We start from the raw sequence: 24719 nt of genomic DNA on the forward strand, positions 1-24719 counted from the left end.
CTGTTCGGATAGCCCTCGTTTCTTTACGGATGGTTAAATCCTCATCTTCGGATATCATTCCGGTAGATTTCGGTTGATCGGGATGATTTGTATTTTTTTGATCAGAAATAGTGGGATTTGCTGAAACACAGTGATTTTGTTTTGAATTTCAATCTGTCTGGGGTAAATTTAGGGATATGGAAGAGATATATAAAACCGTTAGTGATTCGGTGATCCGAATTTCACAGTTGATGTTACCATCCAATGCTAATTTTGGCGGAAAGATCCATGGAGGCTATATTTTGTCCTTGATGGATCAAATAGCCTTTGCGGTGGCCTCTAAGTTTTCGGCACATTATTGTGTGACGGCTTCTGTTGGTAAGGTTGATTTTTTGAAGCCGATTGAGGTAGGCGAGCTGGTGACCTTGATCGCTTCGGTTAATTACGTAGGCAATTCGTCTATGGAGGTGGGGATTCGGGTGGAGGCAATGAACATCCAAACAGGTGAAACAAAACATTGCAACTCCTCTTATTTTACCATGGTCGCTAAAGATGAAACGGGTAAACCTGCGCGGGTGCCTCGGTTGATTCTAGAGAATGAGAAAGACGTGTTTCGTTTTTATCGCTGTGTGGTAAAGATGGAAGTGGATAAAGAACGTGATCGTGCGATTCATGATCTGGAGCAGGACTCCTTAGAGCAACAGGCTTATATCAGGGCGCATTATGATGTCAGGATTGCATTAAAAAAATAGCGGGTTATCTTGTTGTGATAGCCCGCTATTTTTTAGATTTCTGGATCTGCAGGTGTATTCGGATTACCGATTCTTTCCTGATCCGGGTAAGGATAGAAATTCCGGTTGCGTTCGGCTGTATTTTGTGGTGGGGCAGGACGACCAAATCGCCTGCTATCTTCCAGTCGTAAGCCTGACATAAACAATTCTGCACAGCGTTGTTTATAGACTTCGAGCAGTAGATCATTTTTGTTGATGGCTCCAGCATATGCGGGCAACCCGGCGTTGACATTGAATAGATCGCCGGCCGTTTGGGTGCGAACTTCATTGATCAGATCGCGTGCCTCGGTCAATGAACCGTTGTTGCGTAATAAGGCTTCGGCTTTGATCAGTTTCATTTCGTCGGGTAAGTAAACGGGAACTTCTCCATTCTGTGTCTCCGAAAAGCCTTTAAGCTGGAGTGTTGTGCCATTAAGTTTAGTGTAGAAGTCAAGACGTTTATCACCAGTTTCAAATAGACCTGTCGGGAGGCCTAAGTTTTCCCTAACAACGTAATATTTCAAAATACTGGTCTGATTCCAAAGGGGTTAACGCTTATTGCTGTATAGGTGAACGTACTTTTCTTCGTTAAATCAACAAGGTTAGCTTCGCTATAGGCCTGCTGGAAATTTCCGGCCATGAGGTTGAAGCGAGCATTGAAAGCGTGTAGGCAATTCAGCAAGTTAATGGTTGAGCCCGTTACCGTCGATGTAAATTCCGATGATATGGGGTTTGTTGTACCAGGGCAATTGCCGTGTTCAAGGATTTGATTGCTTCCGCAAGAACAGCTTGTCTATCAACGAAAGCTACTTTGCCATCCTTTTGAGTCTGTGTATTCGCTTTTTCAAAACTTGTTGCCAGTGCGCCAAGTGCTATTGCTCTGTATAAATGAGCATTTGCCAATGTGCCGGATAGTGTTCCGCCCGTTAAGGTGCTGATAGATGAAGCGTTGTTCAGCACACTTTCACTCATACCAAGGAGTTTTTGCATACTGGACCATAATGTCAGAATATTTCCATTTGCAGTGGGTAATTCGGTGCCTCCTGCTTCGAGTTCTAACGTGTTGGTAAATGTGGCAACGCCTTTGAGTTCACGCGCTGTGACTGCGGGGTAAAAATAAGTTGCGGCTATCCCATTTGTCGAATAGTACATCTGTAAACCCGCGCTAATGGCAATAATCCCTTCCCGAGTTGTTGGAACAGCACTTCCACTTGGTTGATTTATATTTGGGACATCCATTTTACAGCTATTGAGGCTCATGGCCAGTGCTGCAAATAGGAACAGTTTATAGTTGAAAATCTTTTTCATTGAAATATTTTTTAAGGATGATATAATACCTGCGAATGGTTTTATTCATTCAACGATCCGAGGGTCTCTAAACATCATGGTTATCCTATATTGTTAAGTTAAAATGTTAGATTAACTCCTGCAATAACCTGTCTTGGCAGTGGAACTTCAACGAAATCGAATCCACGGACAGCATTGCTCTGGCCTGCAGCATTAACTTCAGGATCCCAGCCGCTATAATTGTCGAAAGAGAATAAATTGCGGCCAGCTAGAGAAAACGGATATTTTTAATCTTTGAGTTTGGACGTGCCCAATTGTAAGATGCGGACACTTCTCTTACTTTGACAAAGGATCCTTGTTCAATCCAGTTTTCCATAATGGAGAATAATGCTGCGGAGGTGCCTTTGGGGACTTCGCCACGTAGCTCTGGTTCATAGCCTGCAAGACCACCATATAAGTCACGGTCACCGACACGTCTGGTGAAATTAAAGACATCCTGTCCGACGACGGCATCCAATTGAGCTCTAAAAGTCCATTTTGATCCGACATTGATTTCGTTGATCAAGGATCCAGTCCAGTCTGGATTAGGGTCGCCAATGACTTTTTAAGTGTGGCACCTGTAGGGACACCATTGTTGTCTTTTCCGACTTTGGCTGTTGTCGGAAGACCAGCCGCATTGTGATAAATGGATCCATCCTCATTTCGAGCAAAGTAAGTCGCGTAGAAGGCGCCTAAGGGGATCCGTTGACTGCTGCAACTTGCCCGAATCCGGCAGCGTACATTAATATTCCTCCTGGGACATTATTGACGACGTTTTTGTTATGGGAGTAAACAGCCGTAATATTCCATTTGAAGTTTTCTTTTAGGATAGGGACACCTCGTAATAAGAGCTCCATTCCCCGATTGGTCATTGTTCCAATGTTTGCGTATTGAGACATATAACCTGTGGAAGGTGTCAAGTTGATGTTCATAAGGAGATCTTTGACATTTTTTCGATAATAGGAAAACTCTAGCCCTAAACGATCATGGAACATGCTGAGGTCTGTCCCTACTTCGAACTCTTCCTGACGTTCGGGTTTTACGCCTTCATTGCCCATGAGGTCCGTGGGAATAATTCCATTAATGCCGCCAGTGTTCAGCGGCGAATAATTGGTGTATCTACTGAAGGGGCTCAATGCGGTAAGGTTTCCCGATTGACCATAAGAGGCCCGAATCTTAAAACTTGAGAAAACATTGTTGATGGCCGAATTCTGCCAGAATTGTTCATTGGATAAGACATAGCTTCCGCTTACCTTTGGATAGAATTGGCTACGATTCTCGCTTCCAAAAACAGAGGACATATCATAGCGAATAGCACCTGTTAGGTACAGTTTCTCTTTGATCCCGAATGTTTGTTGGAAGAAGGCACCGAAAATATTCATATCAGAGCGGAGTTCCGTTGGTACAACGACGCCATTATTGACTGTTTCACCGCCATATCCCATTTGTGTGGCCTTCATGTTGGTCGACATGTTTTTTCAGTTTGAAAAGTTAGACCCGCACCGGAAGTCGACTCCAGCCAGTCTCCAATCTTTGTCTGGTAAGAGGCATTAAAATCGTTGTTTAGCATAAAGGTGCTGATGTCTGCGCGTTGTGCGTAGCCCTGCTCGTAGGATGGTGTTGTGTTCCCTGGTGGGATGTAGGCTGTCCGAGAGAATTGGTGTTGTCAAAACCAAGCACATAATTTAATGTTAACCCTTCAGTAGGTTTCGCCTGTAAGGATAGATTTCCAATAAAGCGACTTGTGCGTTGTGCAAACTTGAAGTTGTTAATCGCCTCTAATGGGTTGGTACGTTTTACAACAGCGACAGGTGTTGTGGAAGGGTATTTCCCATTTTGGTCTTTTTCGGGATTAATAAAATTATTGCTGAAAATAAACCCTGTTAATGCACCATAAGCCTCGGTCATACCGCCATTAGGTATTTCGTTGGAATGGCTATACACATAATTCATCCCCGCACCAAGTTTCAGCCAGGAGTTGAGATCTTGGTCCAAACGAGCGCGGAGTCCAGCACGGGTAAAATCGGTATTCTTGATAATCCCCTGATTATTGAGGTACGTGCCACTGATATAGTATTTTGTACCGGCGGTTCCACCTGAAATAGACATGTTGTTATCCGTACCAATACCGGTCTGAAAGATTTTGTCCTGGTAATCGTATCTTGTGACATCAGTTTGCGTCAGATCGGTAGCGGTTGTATTGACAAATGTTTTGTTGTAGGTGTTGTACGGAAGTTTTTTTCGTAAAGAAGAGGTTTTCAGGCTTGAGCTAAAGGTAAAAGTAGGTTTTCCTTCTTTTCCCTTTTTGTTGTAATCAGCACGACACCATTGCTGGCCCGGGAACCATAGATGGCGGCCGCTGCGGCACCTTTGATAATCTCAAAGTTTTCAATGTCAGCGGGATTGATGTCGACCAATCTGTTTTGACTATAGCCACCTAGGTCCAATAGCTCCGCAGAAGAGTTGTTGACAATAACACCATCCACAATATACAGTGGACTGCCACTCCCAACGATGGAACTAGGGCCGCGTAATTGCACGCTGATACCGCCGGCAGGGTTCCCGGAGTTTTGGGAGATTAGTGCGCCGGCGACTTTTCCGGTTAAGGCCTGGTCAATGGAGGTTGCATTACTATTGGCAATATCCTTGGCGTTGACGGTCGATACGGCATTGCCTAAGACCTTACGGCTTGTTCCAACAGCGTTACCGATAACAATTACCTCATTCATCCGTACTAAATCCTCCTGGAGACTTGGAGTGAGGGTAAGGGTTGTCTGGTTTCCCAGTTCGATGCTGGTCGTAGTCGGAGCATAGCCTACATTGGATAATACAAGATCGTACTTTCCAGGATTGATGGATGTGGTTAATGTAAACTCTCCATTGGCATTGGTGCTAACGGACTGGTTAGTTCCTTTGAGTTTAATGGTTGTTCCGGGGACAGATTGTCCGGTGCGGGAATCTGTCACTTTACCTTTGATCGTGTATTTTTTTTTGCTGTGCTAATGCGGCGGAGCTTGCTCCGAGCAGCATTAAAAGCGCATAATAGCGATAAGGTGCTTTGCTGGTTAGTAAGTGTTTTATCATAAATTCAGATTTTAAGCCAATAGAATGCCTATTGTGGTCTTATTTGATATAAATATAGGATTTTAAATAGCTTGTCTATGCTGTTTTGTAATTTTCTTGCTATATTTTGCGTTTTTATGTGTTTTTAAGTGTATTTCTGGGGTGTTTTGCTGTTTGGGGATGCGGTAGTTCGATTATTTTTAATTCTTTTTCAAATACTTATGCATAAACTTGCATAACTAAACTGCTTTTTATAGTATTGTATTATAATTGGTGTAAACCTCGGGCTGGAACCTCCGTTATGATCAGTTATTAACAACTAACTAAATACCATGAATAAAAAATTACTCTTTATTCTGTTCAGGAGTGATGCTATCTACCAGTTTATGGGCACAGACCAAAACGATTACAGGTAAGGTGACGAATGCCTCAGATGGTGGGTCTATGGCAAATGTTACTGTCAGCATCAAAGGTAAACCTGTCAGCACACAAACTAATCCAGATGGAAGTTTTACGATTAAAGCCGAGCCCGGGGATATTTTGATCTTTAGGGCTGTGGGTTCTAAAGAACAACAACAAGCTGTTGGTACGGATGCTACCGTCAATATTGCTTTGTCAGGCAGTGAAGAAGCTTTAGAGGAGGTTGTTGTCACGGCAATGGGGATTAAGAAGGAGAAGAAAGCTTTAGGTTATGCTGTTCAAGATATCAAGGCTGATGAATTGATGAAGAATAAGAATCCGAATGTAATCAATTCATTGAATGGAAAGATTGCTGGTTTAAATATTACGAATTCTGGGGCGCCCCGGGAGCTTCAGCTTCTATTATTATCCGTGGGGAACTTCCTAGAGCGAGATAATCAACCTTTATTTGTCATTGATGGTATGCCGATAGACAATTCGACAGGTGTCGGAGATATGTCTGCATTTGATGGTTCAACGAATATTTCGACAACCTCAGGAAATAGGGCGATGGATATAAATCCAGAAGATATTGAATCTATCTCTGTTCTCAAAGGGCCGACTGCGGCGGCTTTGTACGGTATTCGAGCAGCGGCCGGAGCGATAGTGATTACGACGAAAAAGGTAAAGATGGTGCCGTTTCAATAGGGGTAAACTCGCGTGTAAGTGCAAATTGGGTAAATAAATTACCGAAACAACAAGGAATTTACAAACAGGGGACTAGTTTGTCCGGAACTGTCGATCCAAATAGTAACTTTTCTTGGGGAATAAATTTGCTGATGGTGAGACAGTTTATGATAATTTGCGTGACTTCTTTAAGACTGGTTATACCTATGACAACAATTTTAATGTAACCGGTGGTAATAAAAATGGTAACTTTTATTTGTCAGGAGGTAATCTCAAACAGACGGGAATTATTCCGACAACAGATTATGATCGAACAAACTTTCGTTTAAACGGAGAACAGCGTTTAGGGATAATGACTTTTGGAGGTAATGCGGCTTTCTCACAGAGTAAAACAACTAAAACTTTGACTGGGACGGGGCTGTGGGGAACAGGAGGTAATGGTTATTTGGAATCTATTATTGCTTATCCACGTAATGCTAATATGAAGAACTGGCAGAACGCTGACGGTAGTCAAAATTTATTGCTTCCGGCGATTTCCCTGGAAGCAAATATTGATAATCCGTATTGGACTGTTAATATGAATCCGCAAACGGATAAAACAAACAGGTTTCTGGGAACTTTCTATACGAATGCTAAATTCACCGATTGGTTAGATTTTACCTATCGGTTAGGATTGATAATTATACCTCAACCTATACTTCAAAAATTTCAGCGGGATCATCTGTTGTGGAACAATATCAAAAAGGGATGTTGTCACAAAATGTTACCAGTAGTATACGTTTACAAACCATAACTTCTTGCTGAATGCGCATAAAGTAGTGGCCCAAAATTGGGATTTGAGTTTATTACTGGGGGTTGCTACAGAAGACTTAAATACTAAAACTAATGCGACTAAAGCGCAACGGTTTATTTTGCCGAACTTTTATGCGTTTAATAATGCGGCCGATAAAGACAAATTTGTTTATGATAACCTGACCCAAATTCGCCGATTAGGGGTATTCGGAGATTTTAAGGTTGGCTATAAAAATTTTGCGTACTTAGGTGCGACGCTGAGGAATGACTGGTCCTCAACCTTGCCAATACAGAATCGGTCATTTATGTATCCTTCTTTTAGTGGAAGTTTGATCTTTTCTGAATTACTGCCAAAAAATGATGTTTTTACATATGGTAAGTTAAGGGCTTCTTGGGCAGAAGTAGGTAAGGATGCGCCAGCTTATCAAACAAACTCTTATCTTGAGATTCCACAGAATACTATAGGAGGAGGTTTCCGTAACTCATGGACTTTAGGGAATTCGAATCTTAAGCCTGAAAAAACACAATCTTTTGAGATCGGTACGGATTTGAAATTTTGCGCAATCGCTTGGGTGTTGAATTTACTTATTACAATAATAAGTCCGTAGATCAGATCCTGTCTCCAAGAGTTGATAATGCTACTGGGGTATCTTTCAATATGTAAATGCAGGTAATTTGCAGAATAAAGGTTTAGAGCTGACAATCAATGCTACACCAATAAAAAGAGAAAATTTTTCGTGGGATCTAGCATTGAATATGTCTCATAATAAAGGCAAAGTAAATGCTTTACCTGGGGGTTAGCGATATTATATGTAACAGATGTTCAGGTTGCGGATGGTAAAGCAGCTTCCTTTAATGATGGTGACTTCATGGGGATAAGTGGTAAAAAATGGAGAACAAATGAAAATGGTGAATTATTGTTAGATTGGACTACAGGATATCCGTCATCGGATGGGAATGCAACTTATCAGGTTGGAAATCGTGAACCTAAATTCTTGGGCGGATTGAATAATAGTTTCACATATAAAAATTGGAACCTTTCGTTTTTATTTGATTTTAGAAAAGGGGAGATATATTGAATGGAACAGAATATCAGCTAGCGTACTACGGTCTGAGTAAAAATACTGAAAATAGAGGTGATAAAATGTTGCTAACTGGGGTTGCTACTAATCCGGCAACAAAACAACTCGAGCAAGTTACGCGGGAGATTACTTTGGACCAATATTATTATCAAAATATCTATGCACAACAAACCGCGAATTTTGTCGAAACAGTGAATTGGTTGCGTTTACGTTCTGTTAACTTGTCTTATGATTTGCCAAGTTCTGTCTTCCAGAGCGTGAAGTGGATCAAGGGGCGAACTTTACACTGAATGCGACTAATTTATTGTTGTTTACAAATTATTCAGGTATGGATCAGAGGTCAGCGCTGCTGGCGCTGGTGTAAGGGGCTCCGGTTCTGTTGGGGTGGATTATGCTGGGGTGCCTAATACGAAGAGTGTGACGTTTGGTGTTAATTTAAAATTCTAATCGAATGAAAAGTAAAATATTGTTATGTATAGCGATTGGCGGGGCTTTGATTACTTCATGTAAAGACTGGATGGATGTAAATGATAATCCGAATAATCCAAATACTTCTGTTCCCACTGCCGATCTTAGGCTTCCTCCAATTTTAGCTCAGTTTGTAGACGGTTATGAGAGTGCAGGAACTCGAGGAGCAATTTTATCGCAGCAACTTGTTTCGGCCAATAATTCAGCTAATAACTGGAATTTGACGCAGTGGAATATTACCAGTGCATCCATTAACTGGCCTTATCAATCGTGGTATGTCTATTGCGCGGTAAATATCCCTGATATGTTAAAAGCAGCGGAGAAAGCTGGAGCGAATCACTATTATGGCGTGGGAAAAGTCATGTGGGCTTGGGGTTTTGCTAACCTTGCGGATATGTATGGAATGGTTCCCTATGATGAGGCATTTGTTGGGGGAATATGACGCCTAAATATGATCAAGGTGAATATATCTATGAAAAAGCGTTGAAGGAATTGGATCTAGGGATCGAATATTTGCAAAAAGTCAAAATGAAGGAGCTCCGGAGCTTGCAAAGGGAGATTATCTGTATGGGGGGATGTTCAAAAGTGGATTAAGTTGGCTTATGGTTTAAAGGTAAGAATGTTAAATCATTTGTCTAAAACTAATAAATACGATCCGACTGCAATATTGGCAAATATTGAAAAAGCGCCTAAAACGACGGCCGAATCTGCTATATACCAATATCAGGATGAAGCTGTTTCAGGGAATGCCGCAACAAATTCATTGCAATATGCGAATAATAATACAAATCGTTTAAGCCAGTTGTATCTCAATTATATCTTGAATAACTATACTGGTGCACCGAAAGGAAATAATAGTGTAGAGGATCCCCGGGCTTCCTTATTGATACCTAATATTATCACAAATGGTGCTCAGTCTCGTACAGTGGGGGTAGATCTGTCGACTTTATCTGCTAATGGTTTTCCTTCTTCTGAACCTAAATATGGCGCTTTAAGATCTTCTGCTACAAGTACCGGAACTTGGTATACAACTAAAAGCGCAAAAGGTCTTTTGTTGACGAATGCTGAAATGTTCTTTGTCAAATCGGAGGTTTATTTTAGACAGGGAAATAAAGTTCAAGCGCTTCAAGCATATAAAGATGGCATCAAAGCACATTGTGACTTGCTTGGTGTTAATTCTGTCGCATTTTTAGCGAGCTCATCTGTTGTTCAAGATGTAAATGTATTGACATTGAGTCATATAATGATTCAAAAATACATTGCTTTATCCTATTCGCCTGAAATGTTCAATGATGTACGACGTTTGGATTATTGTACGGATGCATCCGGTGCCTATAACGAAACTCAAGGTATTTATAAAGGTTTTATTCGTCCTGGTTTTGCGTATACAGTTGCGTTTCCTACTCAAGATTTATGGCCAAGACGATTTAATGTGCCCACATATGGGATTCAATATAATTACGCTCAAGTGATTGCTGCAGATCCAGATGTGCAGAATGTAACCTATACGGCTAAACCAGTGTTTTGGGATAAGAAATAATATTGAATTTATCTTTTTAAAGGCTTGAAGTTTTCCTTCAAGCCTTTTTACTGCTGTCGTGTTTATTGGTCTAAATGTTAAAATTGTTAGATTTGTATGATGAGATCTTTTTGTTATTTGTTCACTGTCTGTTTGTGACAGTTTTATTTGCTCAATCGCCCAAGATTGTTCAAAAGCCTATCACCTGGAATCAAGAGCGCATACAGCTGTCTCTGGATTATCTGAAAAATAGACATGGGCTAAGTCAAGCTGCACCAACGATACAGCCTAAGATGGTTGTTGTGCATTGGACGGCTAACAACAGTGTAAAAGCAACATTCAACACCTTCAATCCTGTGAAACTGCCGGGCAGACCTGAACTGACAAAGGCGAGCCCCTTGAATGTATCTTCTCAATTTGTAATCGACCGTGATGGAACAATCTATCAATTTCTGCCCGATACTATCTTTGCCCGACATACCATTGGTCTCAATTATTGTGCAATTGGTATCGAAAATATAGGCAGCCGCCAGAATCCTTTGACGGATGCGCAATTGAAAGCAAATGAAGAACTGATCCGCTACCTTCGTAAAAAACACGCTATTGAATATGTGATCGGGCACCATGAATATCAACGCTTTAAAAAACTTCCTGGTGGAAGGAAACTGATCCTAAATATATCACTGGTAAAGATGATCCCGGGGATAAATTTATGCATGCGCTGAGGGGACGTTTAGTTGATCTGCAATTAAATAAAATGCCGTAGGTTATTTTTTTACATTATTAAGCCGAATAAATCCTGTTTATTCGGCTTTTTCGTTATTGCGCGTTTTAAAACTATTTTTGTTTTAATATATGCGTTTTTATGCTATATTTGATTAAAGAAATATATAAACCAATATTTTGCCTGAGATTCATTTTGTAAATAATTGAGGATTTGAGAAATTTCCCAATCTAAGCTACTTGCTGGGAAGGGGAGTTTTAAAGTTATAAAACCTAGTTAACGAATTAAATTGTTTAAGTATGAAAAGAAGTCTGCTCTTGCTAATGAGCTTACTATGTATGTACTGTACTGCTTTTTCCCAAAAAGTCATTACAGGTAAAGTGACTGATACAAAAGGTGAAGCGTTAAAAGGCGTTACTGTTCAAGAAAAAGGAAAGAACACGCAAACTGCTACCAGTTCTATCGGTGCTTACAAAATTACAGTAAGTGACGGTGCGACATTGATTTTTCGATCTGTAGGCTATACGTCTACCGAAGAGAATATTCAGGGTCGATCGGTAATTAATGTTGTGCTCTCTGATAACAGTGCCGCAATAGACGAGGTCATCGTGACGGCCTATGGTATCAAGAGGGATAGGAAGTCCTTAGGGTATTCAACGCCAATTGTTTCAGGTGAGGATGTCTCAGATACCCAACGGGAATCCTTTTTCAAGGCCTCCAAGGTCGTGTCCCAGGTTTATCTATTAATAGTACAAGTGGTTTGCCCGGTGCTTCCGCGCAAATTGTACTTAGAGGGTTTGCATCCATATCAGGAGATAATAATGCGCTTATTGTTGTAGATGGGATACCGATCAATAATTCTACCATCAATGAGAATGATCTTGCAAGTAATGGGGCTAACCAGAGTTTGGATTATTCAATAGAGCTATGGATATCAATCCAGATGATATCGAGACCTATACAGTTTTGAAGGGGCCTGAAGCTACAGCTCAGTTTGGTAGTCAAGGTGCTGGTGGCGCAATTTTAATTACTACAAAAAAGGAAAAGCTGGCAAGTTTACTGCGAATTATACCTTCTCGGGACGTGTTGAAAGCGTTAATAAATTTCCTGAAAGACAGTATGTGTATGCGCAGGGGTTGAATGGCTCCTATGATGGAACAGCGTCGACTGCGCTTGGCCCGCGCTATCGAAGGTGTTCATATCTATGAAGATAATGTAAAAAATTTCTTCACTACAGGCTATAACCAAAAACATAGTTTGGCTTTTGAAGGGGAACCGAAAAAGTGACTTATCGCTGGTCAAATGAATATAATAACAATACCGGTGTAGTACCCAATACCTTGTATAAACGTTTTTCAACACGGTTAAACAGCACGGCTAAGTTTGGTGATAAATTAGAGTTCAATACCTCATTGAATTATATTTATTCAAAAAATGATAAGGTTAGACGGGGGCTTCTGGCTATCTGATGACATTAATGAGTTTCAATCCGATTTTTGATGTACGTGATTGGATAGATGATAAAGGTAATCGGGTGCTTCATAATTCCGATATTTTTAATGAAAGAGATAATCCTTTTTGGGATGTTTATCGGAATACAGCGTATGACGTGGTTAATCGTGTGCTTGCGACCTCCAATATCTCCTATCGTGCAAACAGCTGGTTGAGCTTGAATGGGATTATCGGTATCGATTTTTCGAATACATTAGGGCAGAGTGTGTATCATCCACAGTCATTTTCGGGTTCTGGTTCCAGTACGGCTATGAGGAATGGTTCAATTAATGAATACACTGTAAATGGACGTATTCTTTCGGGCTCGTTCATGGCAAATGTGAAAAAGAATTTATCAAAGGATTTTTCTTTTCGTGCAAATCTAGGTGCTGAATTTAAAGACTATGACTTTTTGACAAATTCACAATATGGTGAGGATTTCTATGATCCGGATTTTTATAGTATTAATAATACATTTCCAAGTTCAAGACTTGTAAGGAGTGCTGCTGCAAATTTTCGAACAGTAGGATTTATGGCGCAGACCGGATTTGGATATTTAAACGATATGGTTTACCTGAATTTGACAGGGCGTTTGGATGCGGCCTCGCGTATGATGCCTAATAATCCATATTTTGCCTATCCTTCTGCTTCATTGGCTTTTAATTTTACTGATCTGGATTTTTTCAAGGACAAGGTTTCTTGGATGACCAATGGAAAGTATCGGATTTCAGTAGGTACTACAGGAAAAGCGCCGTATAAGAGTTACTATACGCTCTCAAATTTTGAACCAAAGAATACGACAGGGGCGGGTTTGCTTATGGTGTCAATGGCGGGAATCCTAATCTGAAGGCGGAAAAAACGAGGGATTTTGAAACAGGTTTAGAACTGGCGTTGTTGGATCGTAGGTTGACCTTTGATTTTAGTTATTTTAATCGGTTAAGTACCGGCCAGATTATTATGCCTAGATTGAGCTATGGTTCCGGATTTGTACTGCGCATGATGAACGGAGGCGAGGTGAAAACTTATGGTACGGAATTGCAGACAACGATTAACCCGATCCGTAGGGATAATCTAAAATGGGATCTAACGTTCAACTTTACACAGTATAAAGGTAAGGTGCTGTCGCTGGCGGAGGACCTTCCGGAGCTTTATGAATCGGATACGCAGGTATTGGGTGGTGTTCGCTCTGGCGTGGTTCCTGGATATAGTATCGGTACTTTGACGGGCACTCGATTCAAAAGAAATGATCGTGGAGATGTTTTGATCAATGCGCAAACAGGCTTGCCAATAGCGGGTACGGATCGTTATTATCCTATTGGAGATCGAATCCCTGATTTTACGCTTGGAATAGTCAATAAATTAACCTATAAAGATTTTTACCTTACATTTTTGTGGGACTGGCGGAAAGGTGGAGATGTATTGAATGGTTTGGATTATAGGTTGTATATCAATGGTATGTCCTCTAAAACGCTGAATAGAGAGGAGCCCCGGGTGATTGCAGGGGTGCTGGAGGATGGTTTGCAGAATAGCGAAAATCCAACAATTAATCGGATTGCTGTGACTCCTTATTCTTCTTCTGGGTATTATACGGTCAATACAGAGCCGCAGATGTTTATAGAAAAGGATATCTATACGGTGCGTTTACGTGATGTTACGTTGAGGTATAACCTGCCGAAGCATCTGACACGAAAAATTGGAGCACAAGCTGGTCTGAGCGTATTTGTTACAGCTACTGATGTTTTTTTGTTTACAAATTATACGGGATTAGATCCTGAAAGTAATATGAATACCCTGGCTTAGGTGGTATTGGTGGTTATGGTATCGACTTTGGAAACATGGCGAAACCTAGGGGTTTTAACTTTGGTCTTACTTTAAAATTATAGGAGGAAAAAGAGATGCGTAAACGTTTCTATTTAATCGTTGTTGCTGTACTCATGCTGATGAGTGGTTGCAAAAAATACCTGGATATAAATGAAAATCCGTCTAATCCACAGTTGGTGAAAGCGGAATTGTTGTTGGCGCCTATTATAGCGCAAATGGCAAGTGGATATTCGCAGGATCAGCGTCAGATGAATAAATTTAATCAGACAATTCTTGGTGGGAGTAGTGATGTTTCTTCCAAAATTTGGGAAAAACACGGTTTCCCGGAAAGAAGTGATGTTGGGGTGTCATGTGGCGTATGGTATATTTTGATCTGGGATTGAATCTGGAGCGAATGATAAAAGATGCGTTGGAGAATGAAAATATGAGTATGCGGCGATTGGTTATGCGATAAAAGCTTGGGGGTACCAATCTCTGACGGACTATCATGGGCCGGTTATCCTAGATGAGGCATTTCGCTCAAACCAACTTTCGTTCAAATACAATGACCAGCCGGAGGTCTATGCAAAAGTAAGGCAATGGTGTGATTCGGCATTGTTATACCTCGATAAAAAAGTCCGATAGATTATAGTGCTTCATTGAATTCTATAAAAGGAGATAATTTATATCGGGGTAATATGGAGCAGTGGCGGCGTTTTGTGTATGGTTTGAAAGCGATACAATATATTCATTTGGTCAATAAGCAGGATTTTAAAAGTAAATATGCCGATTCTGTGGCAAAATTTGTTGATCTGTCCTTTCAATCTATCGCAGACGATGCAGGAGTCAAGTTTACTGGAGATAAGTCTGCGAATGCGAATGTGGTAAGTGCTTTGTTTGGGATCTATACAACTTCCTATTATAACCGTGCAGGGAAGCCTATTGTCAGTTACCTTACGGGGGACTTCGTGGTACGCCAATTGAGAATCCAAAATCATCTACTGATCCTCGTTTGTCCCGCATGCTGATGATAAATAATGTGAGGGATAGTATTTATATCGGCGGGGAGCCAAATGTTACAAATAGTACCGTGCCAAATATTCTTGGAGAATTTGTGAACAATACCTATCAGGGGAAATTCATCTTTAGAAATGCGGTCGATTTTCCCTTAATGACACATGCGCAATTGCAGTTGGTGAAAGCCGAAGCGCTGTTTGTTAAAGGAGACAAATCTGGAGCTTATGATGCTTATCAAAAAGGAATTGTGGCACATATGAACTTTGTGAATAAATATATAGATAACAAAGAAGTTGCGATTTCGCTGAATGATATGAAGGCTTATCTGGAAGGAGGGGAAGTTGCAAAATCTGCTGCGGACTTGACTTTGGCTGATATTATGGGGCAGAAATATATTGTGCAATGGGGATGGGGTGGTCTGGAACAATGGTGTGATCTTCGAAAATATCGTTACAGTCCAGAGATCTTTAGACAGTATATTCCATTAAGTGGCAGTCAGCTTACTTATAATGATTATTGTTACAGGGTGCGGCCGCGTTATAATTCAGAATATGTCTGGAATGAAAAAGAATTGGATCGTTGGGGTGCATTGGAACCTGAATATATTACTAAACCAACCTGGTTTGTTACTACTGAGAATTGATGAAAATAGATTGAACATTATGAAATTTTTATATAAAACTATATTTTTGGACTAGCGGCATTCGGAATGGTCGCTTGTAAAAAATCTATTCAAGACTTCGGTCAAGTGGAGTTCTTGGGTAGTAGTGATGTTATTGTTAAAATAAATATGGCTTCTATTTATCCTGATGATCGCTATATGTATGTTAAATTTGATGGGCAACGGGTTACTTCGCTAATCAGGGGTCGAGAGCCATTTCCGGGTGGTGGTTATAATACAAGAGGGGATTCTCGGCCTGATTTTTTGAAATATAAGGCTGGTAATATTAAGGTTCAGGTGGGGCTTCCTTATCGTATAGATGATGGTAGGGACTCAATAGTTTTGTATGAAACGCAGGTGAATTTCGAAGCAGGGAAAAGGTATACATTACATGTGACCGATACAGCTAATAATACCAAGATGATTTTGAATGAAGAAGATTTGTCACGGCCAGACTCTACGCAGGCTCGTTATCGATTCACGAATCTGATGCCTAATGTTCCTGCGATAGACTTGTACTATGGAGCGGCGGCAACTGCCGCAGAGCCGACCCAAGATTCTTTGGTCGCAAAAAATATCCAATACCTTGAGAGTAGCCCTTATTTTGAATTGAATCGTATTGCGACGAGGACCTGGAAGATCCGGCCTGCCGGTGCTCCAGTTACAAATGCTTCGGTTATTGCATTTTATTCGAATGCGGGTGCTGTTCTTGATAGAAGGTCCTATACTGTGTATGCGTTGGGGTATAATGGATTTACGACGGCGATTATGAAGCCTTATCTTTCATTTTTCTTAGTCCGATAGTTATGAAAAAGAATATATTATATTGCCCAATTAAGATCAGCTTGATGTGTGTCTTGTTTTTGATCTCCTTTGTTTCCTGTAAGAAAAGGGATGATTATCCTAAATTTGATGACAAAAAGAAGGGCTTGTGCCAGAAGATGTTATTCCTCCAGACGATAAAATCGAAAAAAATTACCCAGAAAATTATGGATCAGGCTGATGTGGTTGGGGTTTTCAGATGGATTCTACAGTTAGCCTGGCTGATGGATTAGAAAGGACGCATATTCGGTTTCTCAATAAATTAAATCAACCGACGAGCATTCAAATCTTAGAAATAGATCTCAAGAAGAAGATTGTTCCTTATGTGATGAGTTCGTTCGATGATCATCTTTATGTCGCGCAGCCGGTTTCGGATATGGCTAAATATAATGAGATTTCATCTGGCGGGGAGATCCTGGCTGCGATTAATGGGGCTACTACTGCTACTTATTCCTATATAAAAAATGGACGTAAGATCAATATTTCTACTACTTCAGGAAAGGAAAAGACCAGGCCGTTCTTTGCTGTTCAATCTGACGGGGCTGCGTATATTGGAAATTGTTTTGATACTTTGCAGTTTAATTTTGAGCCTTATGATATAAATAAATTTAAGGGTTTGATTTCTGGGACAGGCTGGCTGCAGTATAGAGGAGGAGTTATTGTGTCTACTTCGGCAGTGGTGCAGGCAAATACAGCTCTTGGCTTATCTTCTGATAGATCTACTTTATATGCCGTTGTTGTAGATGGGGCAAATAGTAGTTTTTCAGTGGGTGTCACTTTTAATGATTTGGCTCGGATAATGAAGGCAATCGGCTCTTATGATGCTTTTGTGGTTAATAGCGGTGCTGCTAGTGTGATGGCTCAGCGGCAGCTTTCTGCAGGTTCGGTCGGGCTGGCGTCGTGGAACGTTGTGAATAGGCCGCCTGTGAGTATGATTGGTAGTTTAAATGGAGTTGGTTTTGTGAAAATGAAGTAATATCAATTAAAATATATTGCGTAAAAAGTCGGAAGAAAACCTTCCGACTTTTTTATTGGGCTGCGGTCAGGATAAAGGAGTGCGTTATTATGCTTTATTGTGAGTGTTTTTTTATGGCCTGTTTAATGCGTATGTTTTTTTAAAAATATATTTGAGGTGTTTTTGTTTATGAAAATGTCTTTTTCTTATTTTTTTAGTCGAATATAAGGGTTTTTGATCTTGGAGGCTTGGGTAGAATACTTAGTGAACACTTACTTTATTTTGCGTTTTTTAATTTGTTTCGTTTATAAAACGAAAAAATCTACTTACTTTTATCCTGATTTTCAATTATTCATGCATAAAACTGCATTTTATGCATGGTCTAATGGTCTATTTATGATGAAACATACCTTACTAAGATTAACCTTCGTGGTCTCTCTTCTCTCCCTGGCTTCTTGTGGTAATGCGCGAAGAACCGCTGTCCTGAACGAAACGAATGCTATGGATGATGTGAAAGGGAGTGTCGGTGCTACTATTATTCCTGGGGCGGATCAATTGTCGCTGTATTTGCCGCAACTAAAAGGCAAAAAGTTGGTATTATGGGGAATCAAACTTCCATTGTAGGGGATGATAAAAAGCATTTAGTGGATGTTTTGCTTGAAAATAAAGTAGATCTGAAGTTTGCTTTCGCTCCGGAACATGGTTTTCGTGGGAATGTCGAGCGTGGAGAGAAATTTGGAAACGATATTGATCAAAAAACTGGATTACCTTTATTTACTCTTTACGGCGGTAATAAAAACAAGATTCGATTGTCAATTCCATCGATGTGATGATTTTTGACTTACAGGATGTGGGAGCACGATTCTATACGTACATTACTTCTTTACACCGTGTCATGGAATTATGTGCGAAGCACAATAAGAAACTTATTGTTTTGGATCGCCCTAATCCAAACGGAGATCAGGTAGATGGGCCTGTGCGTCATGATGATAAATTTAAGTCAGATGTTTCCTGGCATAAAATTGCCATGATTCATGGATTGACCATAGGCGAACTCGCGCAGATGATTAATGGCGAGAAATGGCTGGAGAATGGTCGTCAGGCTGATGTGCAGGTTGTAAAGGTGCAGAACTGGGATCATGCTAAGATGTATGATCTGCCTGTTATTCCATCCCCAAGCTTGCCCAATCAGCTTTCGGTACGTTTATATCTCTCCCTCTGTTTGTTTGAGGGTACAGATATTTCGGTAGGTCGCGGTACCGACTGGCCCTTTCAGGTGTTGGGATATACAAATCCTGTTTATGGATCTTTTACGTTTACTCCGGGTGAACGTCATGGTATGTCAAAGCATGTAGAGGGAAAGGGTGCTATGAATTATGGTATCGACCTACGTAGCCTGAATCCTGATAAACAAAAATTTACACTAAAATACTTGCTGGATTTTTATAATAAGACACCGGATAAGACGACGTTTTTGCTCGACCGGAATTTTTTGATAAGCTGGCCGGGACAGATCTATTGCGCAAACAAATTATAGCAGGAGAGTCCGAGGACAGATTCGCGCTTCTTGGGCTGCAGATTTGAAGGTTTACAAGCAAATGCGCAAAAAGTACCTGTTGTATAGCGATTTTGAATAACCTATTGCGAACAATACTAACGAATAAACAATACTAACTAGAATCATTTATTTTTAAAACTCTATAATCAATGAGAAAATTTGTACTATTTTCTGTTGCTCTTGGATTGAGTTTTCCTTCTGAATCCTATTCTTTCGTAAAGAAAGAGGGCGCTTTGAGCAATGCTAACTTGACAAGTGCTCTTCTTCGCTCTTCATCGAAGACTTCGGTTCAAAATACGGTGCAAGGTACTGTAACGGATGGAAAAGGCCCAGTCTCAGAAGTAAGCGTTTCTGTCATTGGCGGGACCGCGTCTACTAAAACCGATGCACAGGGGCATTTCAAGATTACAGCCGCTGTGGGAAGTAAGCTGCGTTTTTCATCCATTGGGTATGTTGCGCAAGATGTTACTGTTACGTCAAATACAGTTAATGTGACTTTGGTGGATGATAATCAATCTTTGGAAGAGGTTGTTGTTGTCGGTTATGGTACACAAAAGAAAGGTAATTTGACAGGAGCAGTTGCTTCTATTAATATCAAAGAGACGATGCAGGGACGGCCAATTGCCGACGCTGGTCGGGCAATGCAAGGGAGTACGCCAGGTTTGAGTGTTACTATCCCTAATGGCGAGGTTGGATCTGATCCGACAATTAAGATCCGGGGACAAATAGGATCTATTAATGGATCTAGCAATCCATTGATCTTATTGGATAATGTTGAAATCCCAAGCATTAATGTTGTCAATCCTGATGATATTGAGTCAATTACTGTTTTAAAAGATGCTGCTGCTTCTTCTATTTATGGTGCTAAGGCGGCATTTGGTGTTGTTTTGATAACGACTAAGCAGGGGGCAAAAACGGAAAGCAATACAATCAGTTATTCCAATAATTTCTCTTTTCAGAATCCATTCAAGAAATATGAAATGGGGACAGTGGATGCCTTGAGGTATTCGTTGGATGCTGGAAAACGAGAAGGAAACAATTTTGTTGGGGCTTTCTATAAAATCAACGAAGAGAGCTACAAGAGAGCTGTCGAATGGCAGGAAAAGTATGGCGGTTCTATTGGTAAAGACGATCCAACCTTATATGAGCGTGACTGGTATTTTGATCCCGCTACAGGATATAAATATGGTGTCAGGACTTACGATCCATTTGATTATATGATTCGTGAATGGGCTCCAACACAGCAGCATAATCTGTCACTGTCAGGGAAGACTGGTAAAACGGGTTATAATGTTGGGTTGGGGATGCTCGATCAGTCCGGTATGTTAAAAACAAATACAGATCAATTCTCGCGTTACAATGCGTCAGTAAGAGTTACAAGTGAATTGAACAAGTATATTACAGCGCGTGCAGGTGCGATCTATTCTCGAACGAATAAACAGTATCCTTATGCAACAAATTCAACCACGGCTGATCCGTGGCTTTATATGTATCGATGGAGTTCATTGTATCCGTACGGAAATGATGGTGACGGCGATCCGATCCGTAGTCCGGCCTATGAGACTGGGGCGGCAAATGTTGCCAGTCAAGTGAAGAATTACATGAATTTTAATGCAGGTGCTACTGTAAACTTTATGAAAAACTGGAAGCTTGATTTTGATTATACCTTGTCAAATCAGGAAATGCTCTGGAACCAGCCGGGAACTCGTTTTACTGCTGGTAATTCATGGGGTGCACCAGTGAAAAAATTAGATGCTGCTGGCAATCAGAGATATGTGGATGGGTCGGGTAACTATGTGGATGCTTCAGCTACAGGTGCTGTGCCTGCTTATGATTTAGACTATTTTACATATACAGCATCCGGAGCTAATCCGGATCTACCGCAGAGATAATTCAAATATTCTACGTCACACGATCAACGCTTTTACGACGTATAATTTAAATCTTGATGGTGGTCATGATTTTAAATTTATGTTAGGTCTAAACCGTATCGCGGAGAAAACAGAAAGTTCTTGGACTCAAGTTACTAAATTGCTAGATATTAAGAATCCGCAATTGACATTTGGTTCAGGGACTGTGACTGGATCGGGTGCGAAATTTTGGGAATCACAAATCGGCTTCTTTGGTCGTGTGAATTATGCGTATAAAGATAAATATCTTTTTGAAGCTAATTTGCGTAGAGATGGATCTTCAAAATTCCCGACAAACTTAAGATGGAAGTGGTATCCATCGGTGTCCGCGGGATGGGTAGTGTCGCAAGAGTCTTTTATGGATTGGTCTAGTGATTTTATGAATCAATTTAAAATCCGGGGATCTTGGGGTAGTATTGGAGATCAATCTGTTTCCAATGCGTTATACACAAGTTTTATGGAAAACTCGCAATCTACATGGATAGGCAATGCCGGTGATAGGAATTGGTTTGTCGGAACGCCGGCGGCGGTTTTATCTGCTATCGGCTGGCAAGATATCGCAACATTAGATGTTGGTTTTGATGCACGTTTCTTTAAAAATAAACTGGGTTTTGTATTTGATTGGTATCAACGGGATACAAAGAATATGATTGTGCCAATGGAGGGCGTTGCGCCGACATTTGGATCTAAAGCTCCGATGGGTAATTTTGGCGCATTGCGCACTCGTGGATGGGAATTTGCTGTCGATTTTAATCATCGATTTGAAAATGGCCTGGGTATCAACTTGCGTGCTAATATTTCTGATGCGAAGTCTGTTATCACGGAATATGGAACAACAACGATTGTTACTGAAAACTATAGTGGTAAGACGTATGGCGAAATTTGGGGATATGAAACAGATCGTTTATATCAAAACAGCGATTTCGTCTATAATGGAAATGATTTAGTTACTACCATTATAGATGGTAAGACAATGAATAAGTTGTCGGATCCAAATGGAGCTTACCAAAGCTGGGTGCAAAATTCCGCTACATTCCGATTTGGCCCAGGTGATGTTAAATTCAAGGACCTGAACGGAGATGGTAAGATCGATAATGGTAAGAAGACATTGGCGGATCATGGTGATTTGAAAGTTATTGGTAATTCGACCCCGCGATATGAGTATGGCTTTAGATTGGGCGCTGATTTTAAAGGATTTGATGTTTCGGCATTCTTTCAGGGTGTAGGTAGTAGACAGGTATGGGGGACAGGTTTCTTAGCGCAGGCAGGCTTTAATTCTTCAGATGGTGCTATGCCAGCGGTAATGTCTTCAAACTACTGGACTAAAGATCGTACAGGTGCGTTTTATCCGGCTCCTTTTAATAATGGTGGAACGAATGATATCAATAATATGCAGATTCAAAGCCGTTATTTGCTAGATATGTCTTATCTGCGGGTGAAGAATCTGACGCTCGGTTATACGGTTCCGGCAGGTACCTTAAAACGAATCGGTATCAGTAACCTGAGAGTTTACACTGCGTTGGAAAATTTCTTTACCTGGGATAAGTTGAAGGGACTGCCAATCGATCCGGAGGCTGTGGACGGTGTGAATATGTTTGTTGATGCGGCGAAAAATAATTACAACAGTGGTCGTACTGGAGTTGGGACGCCAACTTTTAAATCGGCATCTGTGGGGTTCAATTGACATTCTAATTGAAATTATCATGAAAATAAAAGCAAAATTTATATATATATTATTAGGGGTTTCAATGGGGCTGACAAGCTGTAACAGTTTGTTGGATCGCCCAGCTCTGGATAAAATTACAGACGGACAAGGTCTTTACTGGCGGGATGAAAATGATCTCAGGCTGTTTGCGAATGGATTTTATACGCAGTATTTCAATGGTTATAATAGTTCCTATACAACGGATTATACACCTGTTAGGGGTATACCCTTTCTGATGATTTGACTTTTAGTGGTCAACAGACTAGTTTTGAAAACTCTATTCCAGATTCGAGATATTCTGTTGCTGAAGCTGGTGATTGGTTGAGCGGTTATGCAGGACCAACCTGGAATTTTTCCTGGGTACGTAAGTCTAATATTTTCTTAGACCGTCTAGAGAATATGGCTAAGCCTAATTTAACACCAGAACAGTATAATCATTGGACTGCCGTGGCTCGTTTTTTCAAAGGATTTGAATATGCACGCTTGGTTTCTGTGTTTGGTGATGTGCCTTATTTTGAGAAAGAAATACCTGCAGCTGATTTTGATACTCAGTATAAAGATCGTACGAATCGTGGCGAAGTAATGGATCACGTGTATGATGACTTTGTATTTGTGCTGCAAAATATGCGTAATGATGACGGGGTAAATGTCCTGAATAAATACGTGGCGGCTTCTTTTATTTCGCGTTTGATGCTATTTGAAGGATCTTGGCAAAAATACCACGGTTTGGATCAGGCTAAAGCAAAAAAATATTTGGAATTGGCGCAAAGTGCTGCTGAGATTGTGATGAATTCTGGTAAATTTTCCTTTGGTTCGGATTTTAAAAGCTTGTTTTCTTCGCAAGATTTGAATAGCAACAAGGAGGTTATCCTTTATCGTAAGTATGACGCTTCTGTCAATGTGTTTCATGCTATCGGTTCTTATCAAAATGGTATAGAGGCACAGGCGGCAGCTCCAAACTTGAAGCTGATCAAGGAGTTTATTTGTGTTGATGGTAAGCCATTTGCTTCATCTACTGTAGAAAATGCCTCGGATTTTCCCTGGCAAATTTAGCAAAAACGCGCGATCCGCGGTTTGAGGCTTCATTTGATACTGATCTAAACTCTAAGGCTTCCACTTTTGTTTATGGAACCAAGTATGTTGCACGAAATGGGTATAAAATTCCAAGTGCAAACCCGGATTATTCAAAATGGAATTCCAATACAAATACTTCTGATGCTCCTGTTATCCGCTATGCGGAAGTCGTGTTAAACTGGTTGGAAGCAAAGCAGATTCTGGCAGAATTCTTTGGGGAGCTGCTGTTGGCCAGTCGGATATAGATAAGTCAATTAATGCGATTCGTAGCAGGCCTTTGGATGAAATAGCGGTAGCAAGAGGGGTGAAGAAAACGGCCGCGCTTCAATTAGGGGCTATCGCGAATGATCCTTTGCGTGATGGAGATGTATCGCCCTTGATGTGGGAGATCCGTCGTGAACGTCGCATGGAGTTTGTTTTTGAGTATTCACGTTTAATGGATCTTAGAAGATGGAAGAAACTGAATTATATGGATTTTTCAAAAATACTGATTACTTTACGGGTATCTGGGTTGATGTGGCAAAACAAGCTCCAGATTTTTTGAAAGCAAATTATATTAATGTTACCAAAGTTAGAAAGGCAGATGGTACTATTGTGACTTACAATGGATCAAATGCTGCTGAAATGGTTGGCTTTATTGTCGTACAAAATGCTTCAAACAGAAATGCGATAATGGATAAGAATTATCTGGCTCCTGTTGGTCAGGCGCAAATGGTCGAATATGAGCAGCGCGGTTATAAACTGACCCAAACAAAGGGCTGGTAATTCGATTCTTAATACTATTAAGCCTTGTCTAAGAATTAGACAAGGCTTTTTTGTAAATCTATTGGAAAAGAAATAGGCAATATGTTTGTTGTATCAAAAATATCATGCATAAAAACGCATTTATGTTTTATGTTTACGCATAAAAACGCTAT

36 protein-coding genes and 1 pseudogene are annotated in these 24719 nt (G+C 40.6%); 31 read left to right on the forward strand and 6 right to left on the reverse strand.

All coding sequences use genetic code 11. From position 1 onward, the window contains the following. Positions 1–176 precede the first annotated feature (176 nt). Positions 177–731, forward strand: coding sequence for an acyl-CoA thioesterase (locus KUH03_RS22300; protein WP_257096669.1), 555 nt, complete (start codon positions 177–179; stop codon positions 729–731). 32 nt (positions 732–763) lie between these two features. On the opposite strand, the gene KUH03_RS22305 is transcribed toward KUH03_RS22300, so the two are convergent. From KUH03_RS22305 to KUH03_RS22330, 6 genes are all read right to left on the reverse strand, one after another. Then, a complete protein-coding gene (locus tag KUH03_RS22305) occupies positions 764–1273 on the reverse strand; it encodes a RagB/SusD family nutrient uptake outer membrane protein (protein ID WP_257096670.1) in 510 nt (169 codons plus the stop codon). A 175-nt stretch (positions 1274–1448) separates the two neighbouring features. After that, the gene (locus tag KUH03_RS22310; protein WP_257096672.1) at positions 1449–2057 is read right to left on the reverse strand and encodes a RagB/SusD family nutrient uptake outer membrane protein; all 609 of its coding nucleotides are present in this window, start codon (positions 2055–2057) and stop codon (positions 1449–1451) included. Positions 2058–2304: 247 nt separating this feature from the next. Then, complete coding sequence (locus KUH03_RS22315; RefSeq protein WP_257086917.1) at positions 2305–2601, reverse strand: hypothetical protein; 297 nt, start codon at positions 2599–2601, stop codon at positions 2305–2307. A 166-nt stretch (positions 2602–2767) separates the two neighbouring features. Further along, complete coding sequence (locus tag KUH03_RS22320; protein WP_257086918.1) at positions 2768–3535, reverse strand: TonB-dependent receptor; 768 nt, start codon at positions 3533–3535, stop codon at positions 2768–2770. A 103-nt stretch (positions 3536–3638) separates the two neighbouring features. Next, positions 3639–4184 carry a hypothetical protein gene (locus tag KUH03_RS22325; protein ID WP_257086919.1) on the reverse strand — a complete coding sequence of 182 codons (546 nt, stop codon included), beginning with the start codon at positions 4182–4184 and terminating at the stop codon, positions 3639–3641. Positions 4185–4333: 149 nt separating this feature from the next. After that, complete coding sequence (locus KUH03_RS22330; RefSeq protein WP_257097226.1) at positions 4334–5053, reverse strand: carboxypeptidase-like regulatory domain-containing protein; 720 nt, start codon at positions 5051–5053, stop codon at positions 4334–4336. Positions 5054–5507: 454 nt separating this feature from the next. Between KUH03_RS22330 and KUH03_RS22335 the strand changes: the two genes are divergently transcribed. The 30 genes and pseudogenes from KUH03_RS22335 to KUH03_RS22475 all read left to right on the forward strand — a co-directional run bounded on the left by KUH03_RS22335 (position 5508) and on the right by KUH03_RS22475 (position 24567). Beyond that, positions 5508–6245 carry a TonB-dependent receptor plug domain-containing protein gene (locus tag KUH03_RS22335; RefSeq protein ID WP_257097235.1) on the forward strand — a complete coding sequence of 246 codons (738 nt, stop codon included), beginning with the start codon at positions 5508–5510 and terminating at the stop codon, positions 6243–6245. 112 nt (positions 6246–6357) lie between these two features. Next, the gene (locus KUH03_RS22340; protein WP_257086920.1) at positions 6358–7017 is read left to right on the forward strand and encodes a hypothetical protein; all 660 of its coding nucleotides are present in this window, start codon (positions 6358–6360) and stop codon (positions 7015–7017) included. 4 nt (positions 7018–7021) lie between these two features. Then, complete coding sequence (locus KUH03_RS22345) at positions 7022–7624, forward strand: TonB-dependent receptor domain-containing protein (protein WP_257086921.1); 603 nt, start codon at positions 7022–7024, stop codon at positions 7622–7624. Positions 7625–7885: 261 nt separating this feature from the next. After that, the gene (locus KUH03_RS22350; RefSeq protein ID WP_257086922.1) at positions 7886–8095 is read left to right on the forward strand and encodes a hypothetical protein; all 210 of its coding nucleotides are present in this window, start codon (positions 7886–7888) and stop codon (positions 8093–8095) included. Continuing rightward, entirely contained in the window at positions 8092–8388 is a 297-nt protein-coding gene (locus tag KUH03_RS22355; RefSeq protein ID WP_257086923.1) for a hypothetical protein, read from the forward strand. The genes KUH03_RS22350 and KUH03_RS22355 overlap by 4 nt, the downstream gene beginning before the upstream one ends. 161 nt (positions 8389–8549) lie before the next feature. After that, positions 8550–9008, forward strand: a complete 459-nt coding sequence (locus KUH03_RS46405; RefSeq protein ID WP_306429101.1) for a SusD/RagB family nutrient-binding outer membrane lipoprotein — start codon at positions 8550–8552, stop codon at positions 9006–9008. A gap of 141 nt (positions 9009–9149) precedes the next feature. Further along, a pseudogene (locus KUH03_RS46410) lies at positions 9150–10106 on the forward strand (SusD/RagB family nutrient-binding outer membrane lipoprotein); the annotation flags it as partial. A gap of 83 nt (positions 10107–10189) precedes the next feature. Then, positions 10190–10810 carry a peptidoglycan recognition family protein gene (locus KUH03_RS22365; RefSeq protein WP_257086924.1) on the forward strand — a complete coding sequence of 207 codons (621 nt, stop codon included), beginning with the start codon at positions 10190–10192 and terminating at the stop codon, positions 10808–10810. Positions 10811–11108: 298 nt separating this feature from the next. After that, on the forward strand, positions 11109–11648 hold the full coding sequence (locus KUH03_RS22370) for a carboxypeptidase-like regulatory domain-containing protein (protein WP_257086925.1): 540 nt from the start codon (positions 11109–11111) through the stop codon (positions 11646–11648). Further along, on the forward strand, positions 11570–11779 hold the full coding sequence (locus KUH03_RS22375; protein WP_257086926.1) for a Plug domain-containing protein: 210 nt from the start codon (positions 11570–11572) through the stop codon (positions 11777–11779). The genes KUH03_RS22370 and KUH03_RS22375 overlap by 79 nt, the downstream gene beginning before the upstream one ends. Beyond that, a complete protein-coding gene (locus KUH03_RS22380) occupies positions 11737–11949 on the forward strand; it encodes a hypothetical protein (protein WP_257086927.1) in 213 nt (70 codons plus the stop codon). The genes KUH03_RS22375 and KUH03_RS22380 overlap by 43 nt, the downstream gene beginning before the upstream one ends. 9 nt (positions 11950–11958) lie before the next feature. After that, the gene (locus KUH03_RS22385) at positions 11959–12096 is read left to right on the forward strand and encodes a hypothetical protein (RefSeq protein ID WP_257086928.1); all 138 of its coding nucleotides are present in this window, start codon (positions 11959–11961) and stop codon (positions 12094–12096) included. After that, on the forward strand, positions 12093–12278 hold the full coding sequence (locus KUH03_RS22390) for a hypothetical protein (protein ID WP_257086929.1): 186 nt from the start codon (positions 12093–12095) through the stop codon (positions 12276–12278). Before KUH03_RS22385 ends, KUH03_RS22390 begins: the two co-directional genes overlap by 4 nt. Next, positions 12278–13147: a hypothetical protein gene (locus tag KUH03_RS22395; protein ID WP_257086930.1), complete on the forward strand. Its 870-nt coding sequence runs from the start codon at positions 12278–12280 to the stop codon at positions 13145–13147. Before KUH03_RS22390 ends, KUH03_RS22395 begins: the two co-directional genes overlap by 1 nt. Beyond that, on the forward strand, positions 13144–14100 hold the full coding sequence (locus KUH03_RS22400; protein ID WP_257097237.1) for a hypothetical protein: 957 nt from the start codon (positions 13144–13146) through the stop codon (positions 14098–14100). The genes KUH03_RS22395 and KUH03_RS22400 overlap by 4 nt, the downstream gene beginning before the upstream one ends. Positions 14101–14195: 95 nt before the next feature. Further along, positions 14196–14504, forward strand: coding sequence for a hypothetical protein (locus tag KUH03_RS22405; RefSeq protein ID WP_257086931.1), 309 nt, complete (start codon positions 14196–14198; stop codon positions 14502–14504). A 91-nt stretch (positions 14505–14595) separates the two neighbouring features. After that, the gene (locus tag KUH03_RS22410; protein WP_257097239.1) at positions 14596–14745 is read left to right on the forward strand and encodes a hypothetical protein; all 150 of its coding nucleotides are present in this window, start codon (positions 14596–14598) and stop codon (positions 14743–14745) included. A 14-nt stretch (positions 14746–14759) separates the two neighbouring features. Further along, entirely contained in the window at positions 14760–15128 is a 369-nt protein-coding gene (locus KUH03_RS22415; RefSeq protein ID WP_257086932.1) for a SusD/RagB family nutrient-binding outer membrane lipoprotein, read from the forward strand. An 11-nt stretch (positions 15129–15139) separates the two neighbouring features. Continuing rightward, the gene (locus KUH03_RS22420) at positions 15140–15760 is read left to right on the forward strand and encodes a SusD/RagB family nutrient-binding outer membrane lipoprotein (RefSeq protein ID WP_257086933.1); all 621 of its coding nucleotides are present in this window, start codon (positions 15140–15142) and stop codon (positions 15758–15760) included. A gap of 66 nt (positions 15761–15826) precedes the next feature. Continuing rightward, entirely contained in the window at positions 15827–16582 is a 756-nt protein-coding gene (locus KUH03_RS22425; protein WP_257086934.1) for a DUF4397 domain-containing protein, read from the forward strand. Between the two features lie 217 nt (positions 16583–16799). After that, positions 16800–17576 carry a phosphodiester glycosidase family protein gene (locus tag KUH03_RS22430; protein ID WP_257086935.1) on the forward strand — a complete coding sequence of 259 codons (777 nt, stop codon included), beginning with the start codon at positions 16800–16802 and terminating at the stop codon, positions 17574–17576. A gap of 333 nt (positions 17577–17909) precedes the next feature. After that, a complete protein-coding gene (locus KUH03_RS22435; protein WP_257086936.1) occupies positions 17910–18179 on the forward strand; it encodes a hypothetical protein in 270 nt (89 codons plus the stop codon). After that, positions 18155–18385 carry a DUF1343 domain-containing protein gene (locus KUH03_RS22440; RefSeq protein ID WP_257086937.1) on the forward strand — a complete coding sequence of 77 codons (231 nt, stop codon included), beginning with the start codon at positions 18155–18157 and terminating at the stop codon, positions 18383–18385. The genes KUH03_RS22435 and KUH03_RS22440 overlap by 25 nt, the downstream gene beginning before the upstream one ends. Then, the gene (locus KUH03_RS22445; RefSeq protein WP_257086938.1) at positions 18385–19092 is read left to right on the forward strand and encodes a DUF1343 domain-containing protein; all 708 of its coding nucleotides are present in this window, start codon (positions 18385–18387) and stop codon (positions 19090–19092) included. The genes KUH03_RS22440 and KUH03_RS22445 overlap by 1 nt, the downstream gene beginning before the upstream one ends. A 170-nt stretch (positions 19093–19262) precedes the next feature. Next, positions 19263–21005, forward strand: coding sequence for a TonB-dependent receptor plug domain-containing protein (locus KUH03_RS22450; RefSeq protein ID WP_257086939.1), 1743 nt, complete (start codon positions 19263–19265; stop codon positions 21003–21005). 22 nt (positions 21006–21027) lie between these two features. Continuing rightward, complete coding sequence (locus KUH03_RS22455) at positions 21028–22707, forward strand: SusC/RagA family TonB-linked outer membrane protein (protein ID WP_257097249.1); 1680 nt, start codon at positions 21028–21030, stop codon at positions 22705–22707. Between the two features lie 19 nt (positions 22708–22726). Beyond that, positions 22727–22972 carry a hypothetical protein gene (locus KUH03_RS22460; protein ID WP_257086940.1) on the forward strand — a complete coding sequence of 82 codons (246 nt, stop codon included), beginning with the start codon at positions 22727–22729 and terminating at the stop codon, positions 22970–22972. Further along, on the forward strand, positions 22969–23781 hold the full coding sequence (locus KUH03_RS22465) for a RagB/SusD family nutrient uptake outer membrane protein (protein ID WP_257086941.1): 813 nt from the start codon (positions 22969–22971) through the stop codon (positions 23779–23781). The genes KUH03_RS22460 and KUH03_RS22465 overlap by 4 nt, the downstream gene beginning before the upstream one ends. 298 nt (positions 23782–24079) lie before the next feature. Beyond that, on the forward strand, positions 24080–24346 hold the full coding sequence (locus tag KUH03_RS22470; protein ID WP_257086942.1) for a RagB/SusD family nutrient uptake outer membrane protein: 267 nt from the start codon (positions 24080–24082) through the stop codon (positions 24344–24346). Next, positions 24319–24567, forward strand: coding sequence for a hypothetical protein (locus KUH03_RS22475; RefSeq protein WP_257098059.1), 249 nt, complete (start codon positions 24319–24321; stop codon positions 24565–24567). Before KUH03_RS22470 ends, KUH03_RS22475 begins: the two co-directional genes overlap by 28 nt. Positions 24568–24719: the final 152 nt, after the last annotated feature.

The sequence above is a fragment of the Sphingobacterium sp. E70 genome (assembly GCF_019285695.1).
GTDB lineage: Bacteria > Bacteroidota > Bacteroidia > Sphingobacteriales > Sphingobacteriaceae > Sphingobacterium > Sphingobacterium detergens.

Coding starts and splice junctions, on each gene's coding strand:
- KUH03_RS22300 (WP_257096669.1), top strand. CDS start 177: ATGGAAGAGATATATAAAACCGTTAGTGATTCGGTGATCCGAATTTCA.
- KUH03_RS22310 (WP_257096672.1), bottom strand. CDS start 2,057: ATGAAAAAGATTTTCAACTATAAACTGTTCCTATTTGCAGCACTGGCC.
- KUH03_RS22320 (WP_257086918.1), bottom strand. CDS start 3,535: ATGAAGGCCACACAAATGGGATATGGCGGTGAAACAGTCAATAATGGC.
- KUH03_RS22325 (WP_257086919.1), bottom strand. CDS start 4,184: ATGTCTATTTCAGGTGGAACCGCCGGTACAAAATACTATATCAGTGGC.
- KUH03_RS22335 (WP_257097235.1), top strand. CDS start 5,508: ATGCTATCTACCAGTTTATGGGCACAGACCAAAACGATTACAGGTAAG.
- KUH03_RS22350 (WP_257086922.1), top strand. CDS start 7,886: ATGGGGATAAGTGGTAAAAAATGGAGAACAAATGAAAATGGTGAATTA.
- KUH03_RS46405 (WP_306429101.1), top strand. CDS start 8,550: ATGAAAAGTAAAATATTGTTATGTATAGCGATTGGCGGGGCTTTGATT.
- KUH03_RS22370 (WP_257086925.1), top strand. CDS start 11,109: ATGAAAAGAAGTCTGCTCTTGCTAATGAGCTTACTATGTATGTACTGT.
- KUH03_RS22380 (WP_257086927.1), top strand. CDS start 11,737: ATGGATATCAATCCAGATGATATCGAGACCTATACAGTTTTGAAGGGG.
- KUH03_RS22385 (WP_257086928.1), top strand. CDS start 11,959: ATGATGGAACAGCGTCGACTGCGCTTGGCCCGCGCTATCGAAGGTGTT.
- KUH03_RS22395 (WP_257086930.1), top strand. CDS start 12,278: ATGACATTAATGAGTTTCAATCCGATTTTTGATGTACGTGATTGGATA.
- KUH03_RS22405 (WP_257086931.1), top strand. CDS start 14,196: ATGCGTAAACGTTTCTATTTAATCGTTGTTGCTGTACTCATGCTGATG.
- KUH03_RS22425 (WP_257086934.1), top strand. CDS start 15,827: ATGGTCGCTTGTAAAAAATCTATTCAAGACTTCGGTCAAGTGGAGTTC.
- KUH03_RS22430 (WP_257086935.1), top strand. CDS start 16,800: ATGGATTCTACAGTTAGCCTGGCTGATGGATTAGAAAGGACGCATATT.
- KUH03_RS22435 (WP_257086936.1), top strand. CDS start 17,910: ATGCATAAAACTGCATTTTATGCATGGTCTAATGGTCTATTTATGATG.
- KUH03_RS22440 (WP_257086937.1), top strand. CDS start 18,155: ATGGGGAATCAAACTTCCATTGTAGGGGATGATAAAAAGCATTTAGTG.
- KUH03_RS22445 (WP_257086938.1), top strand. CDS start 18,385: ATGATTTTTGACTTACAGGATGTGGGAGCACGATTCTATACGTACATT.
- KUH03_RS22450 (WP_257086939.1), top strand. CDS start 19,263: ATGAGAAAATTTGTACTATTTTCTGTTGCTCTTGGATTGAGTTTTCCT.
- KUH03_RS22460 (WP_257086940.1), top strand. CDS start 22,727: ATGAAAATAAAAGCAAAATTTATATATATATTATTAGGGGTTTCAATG.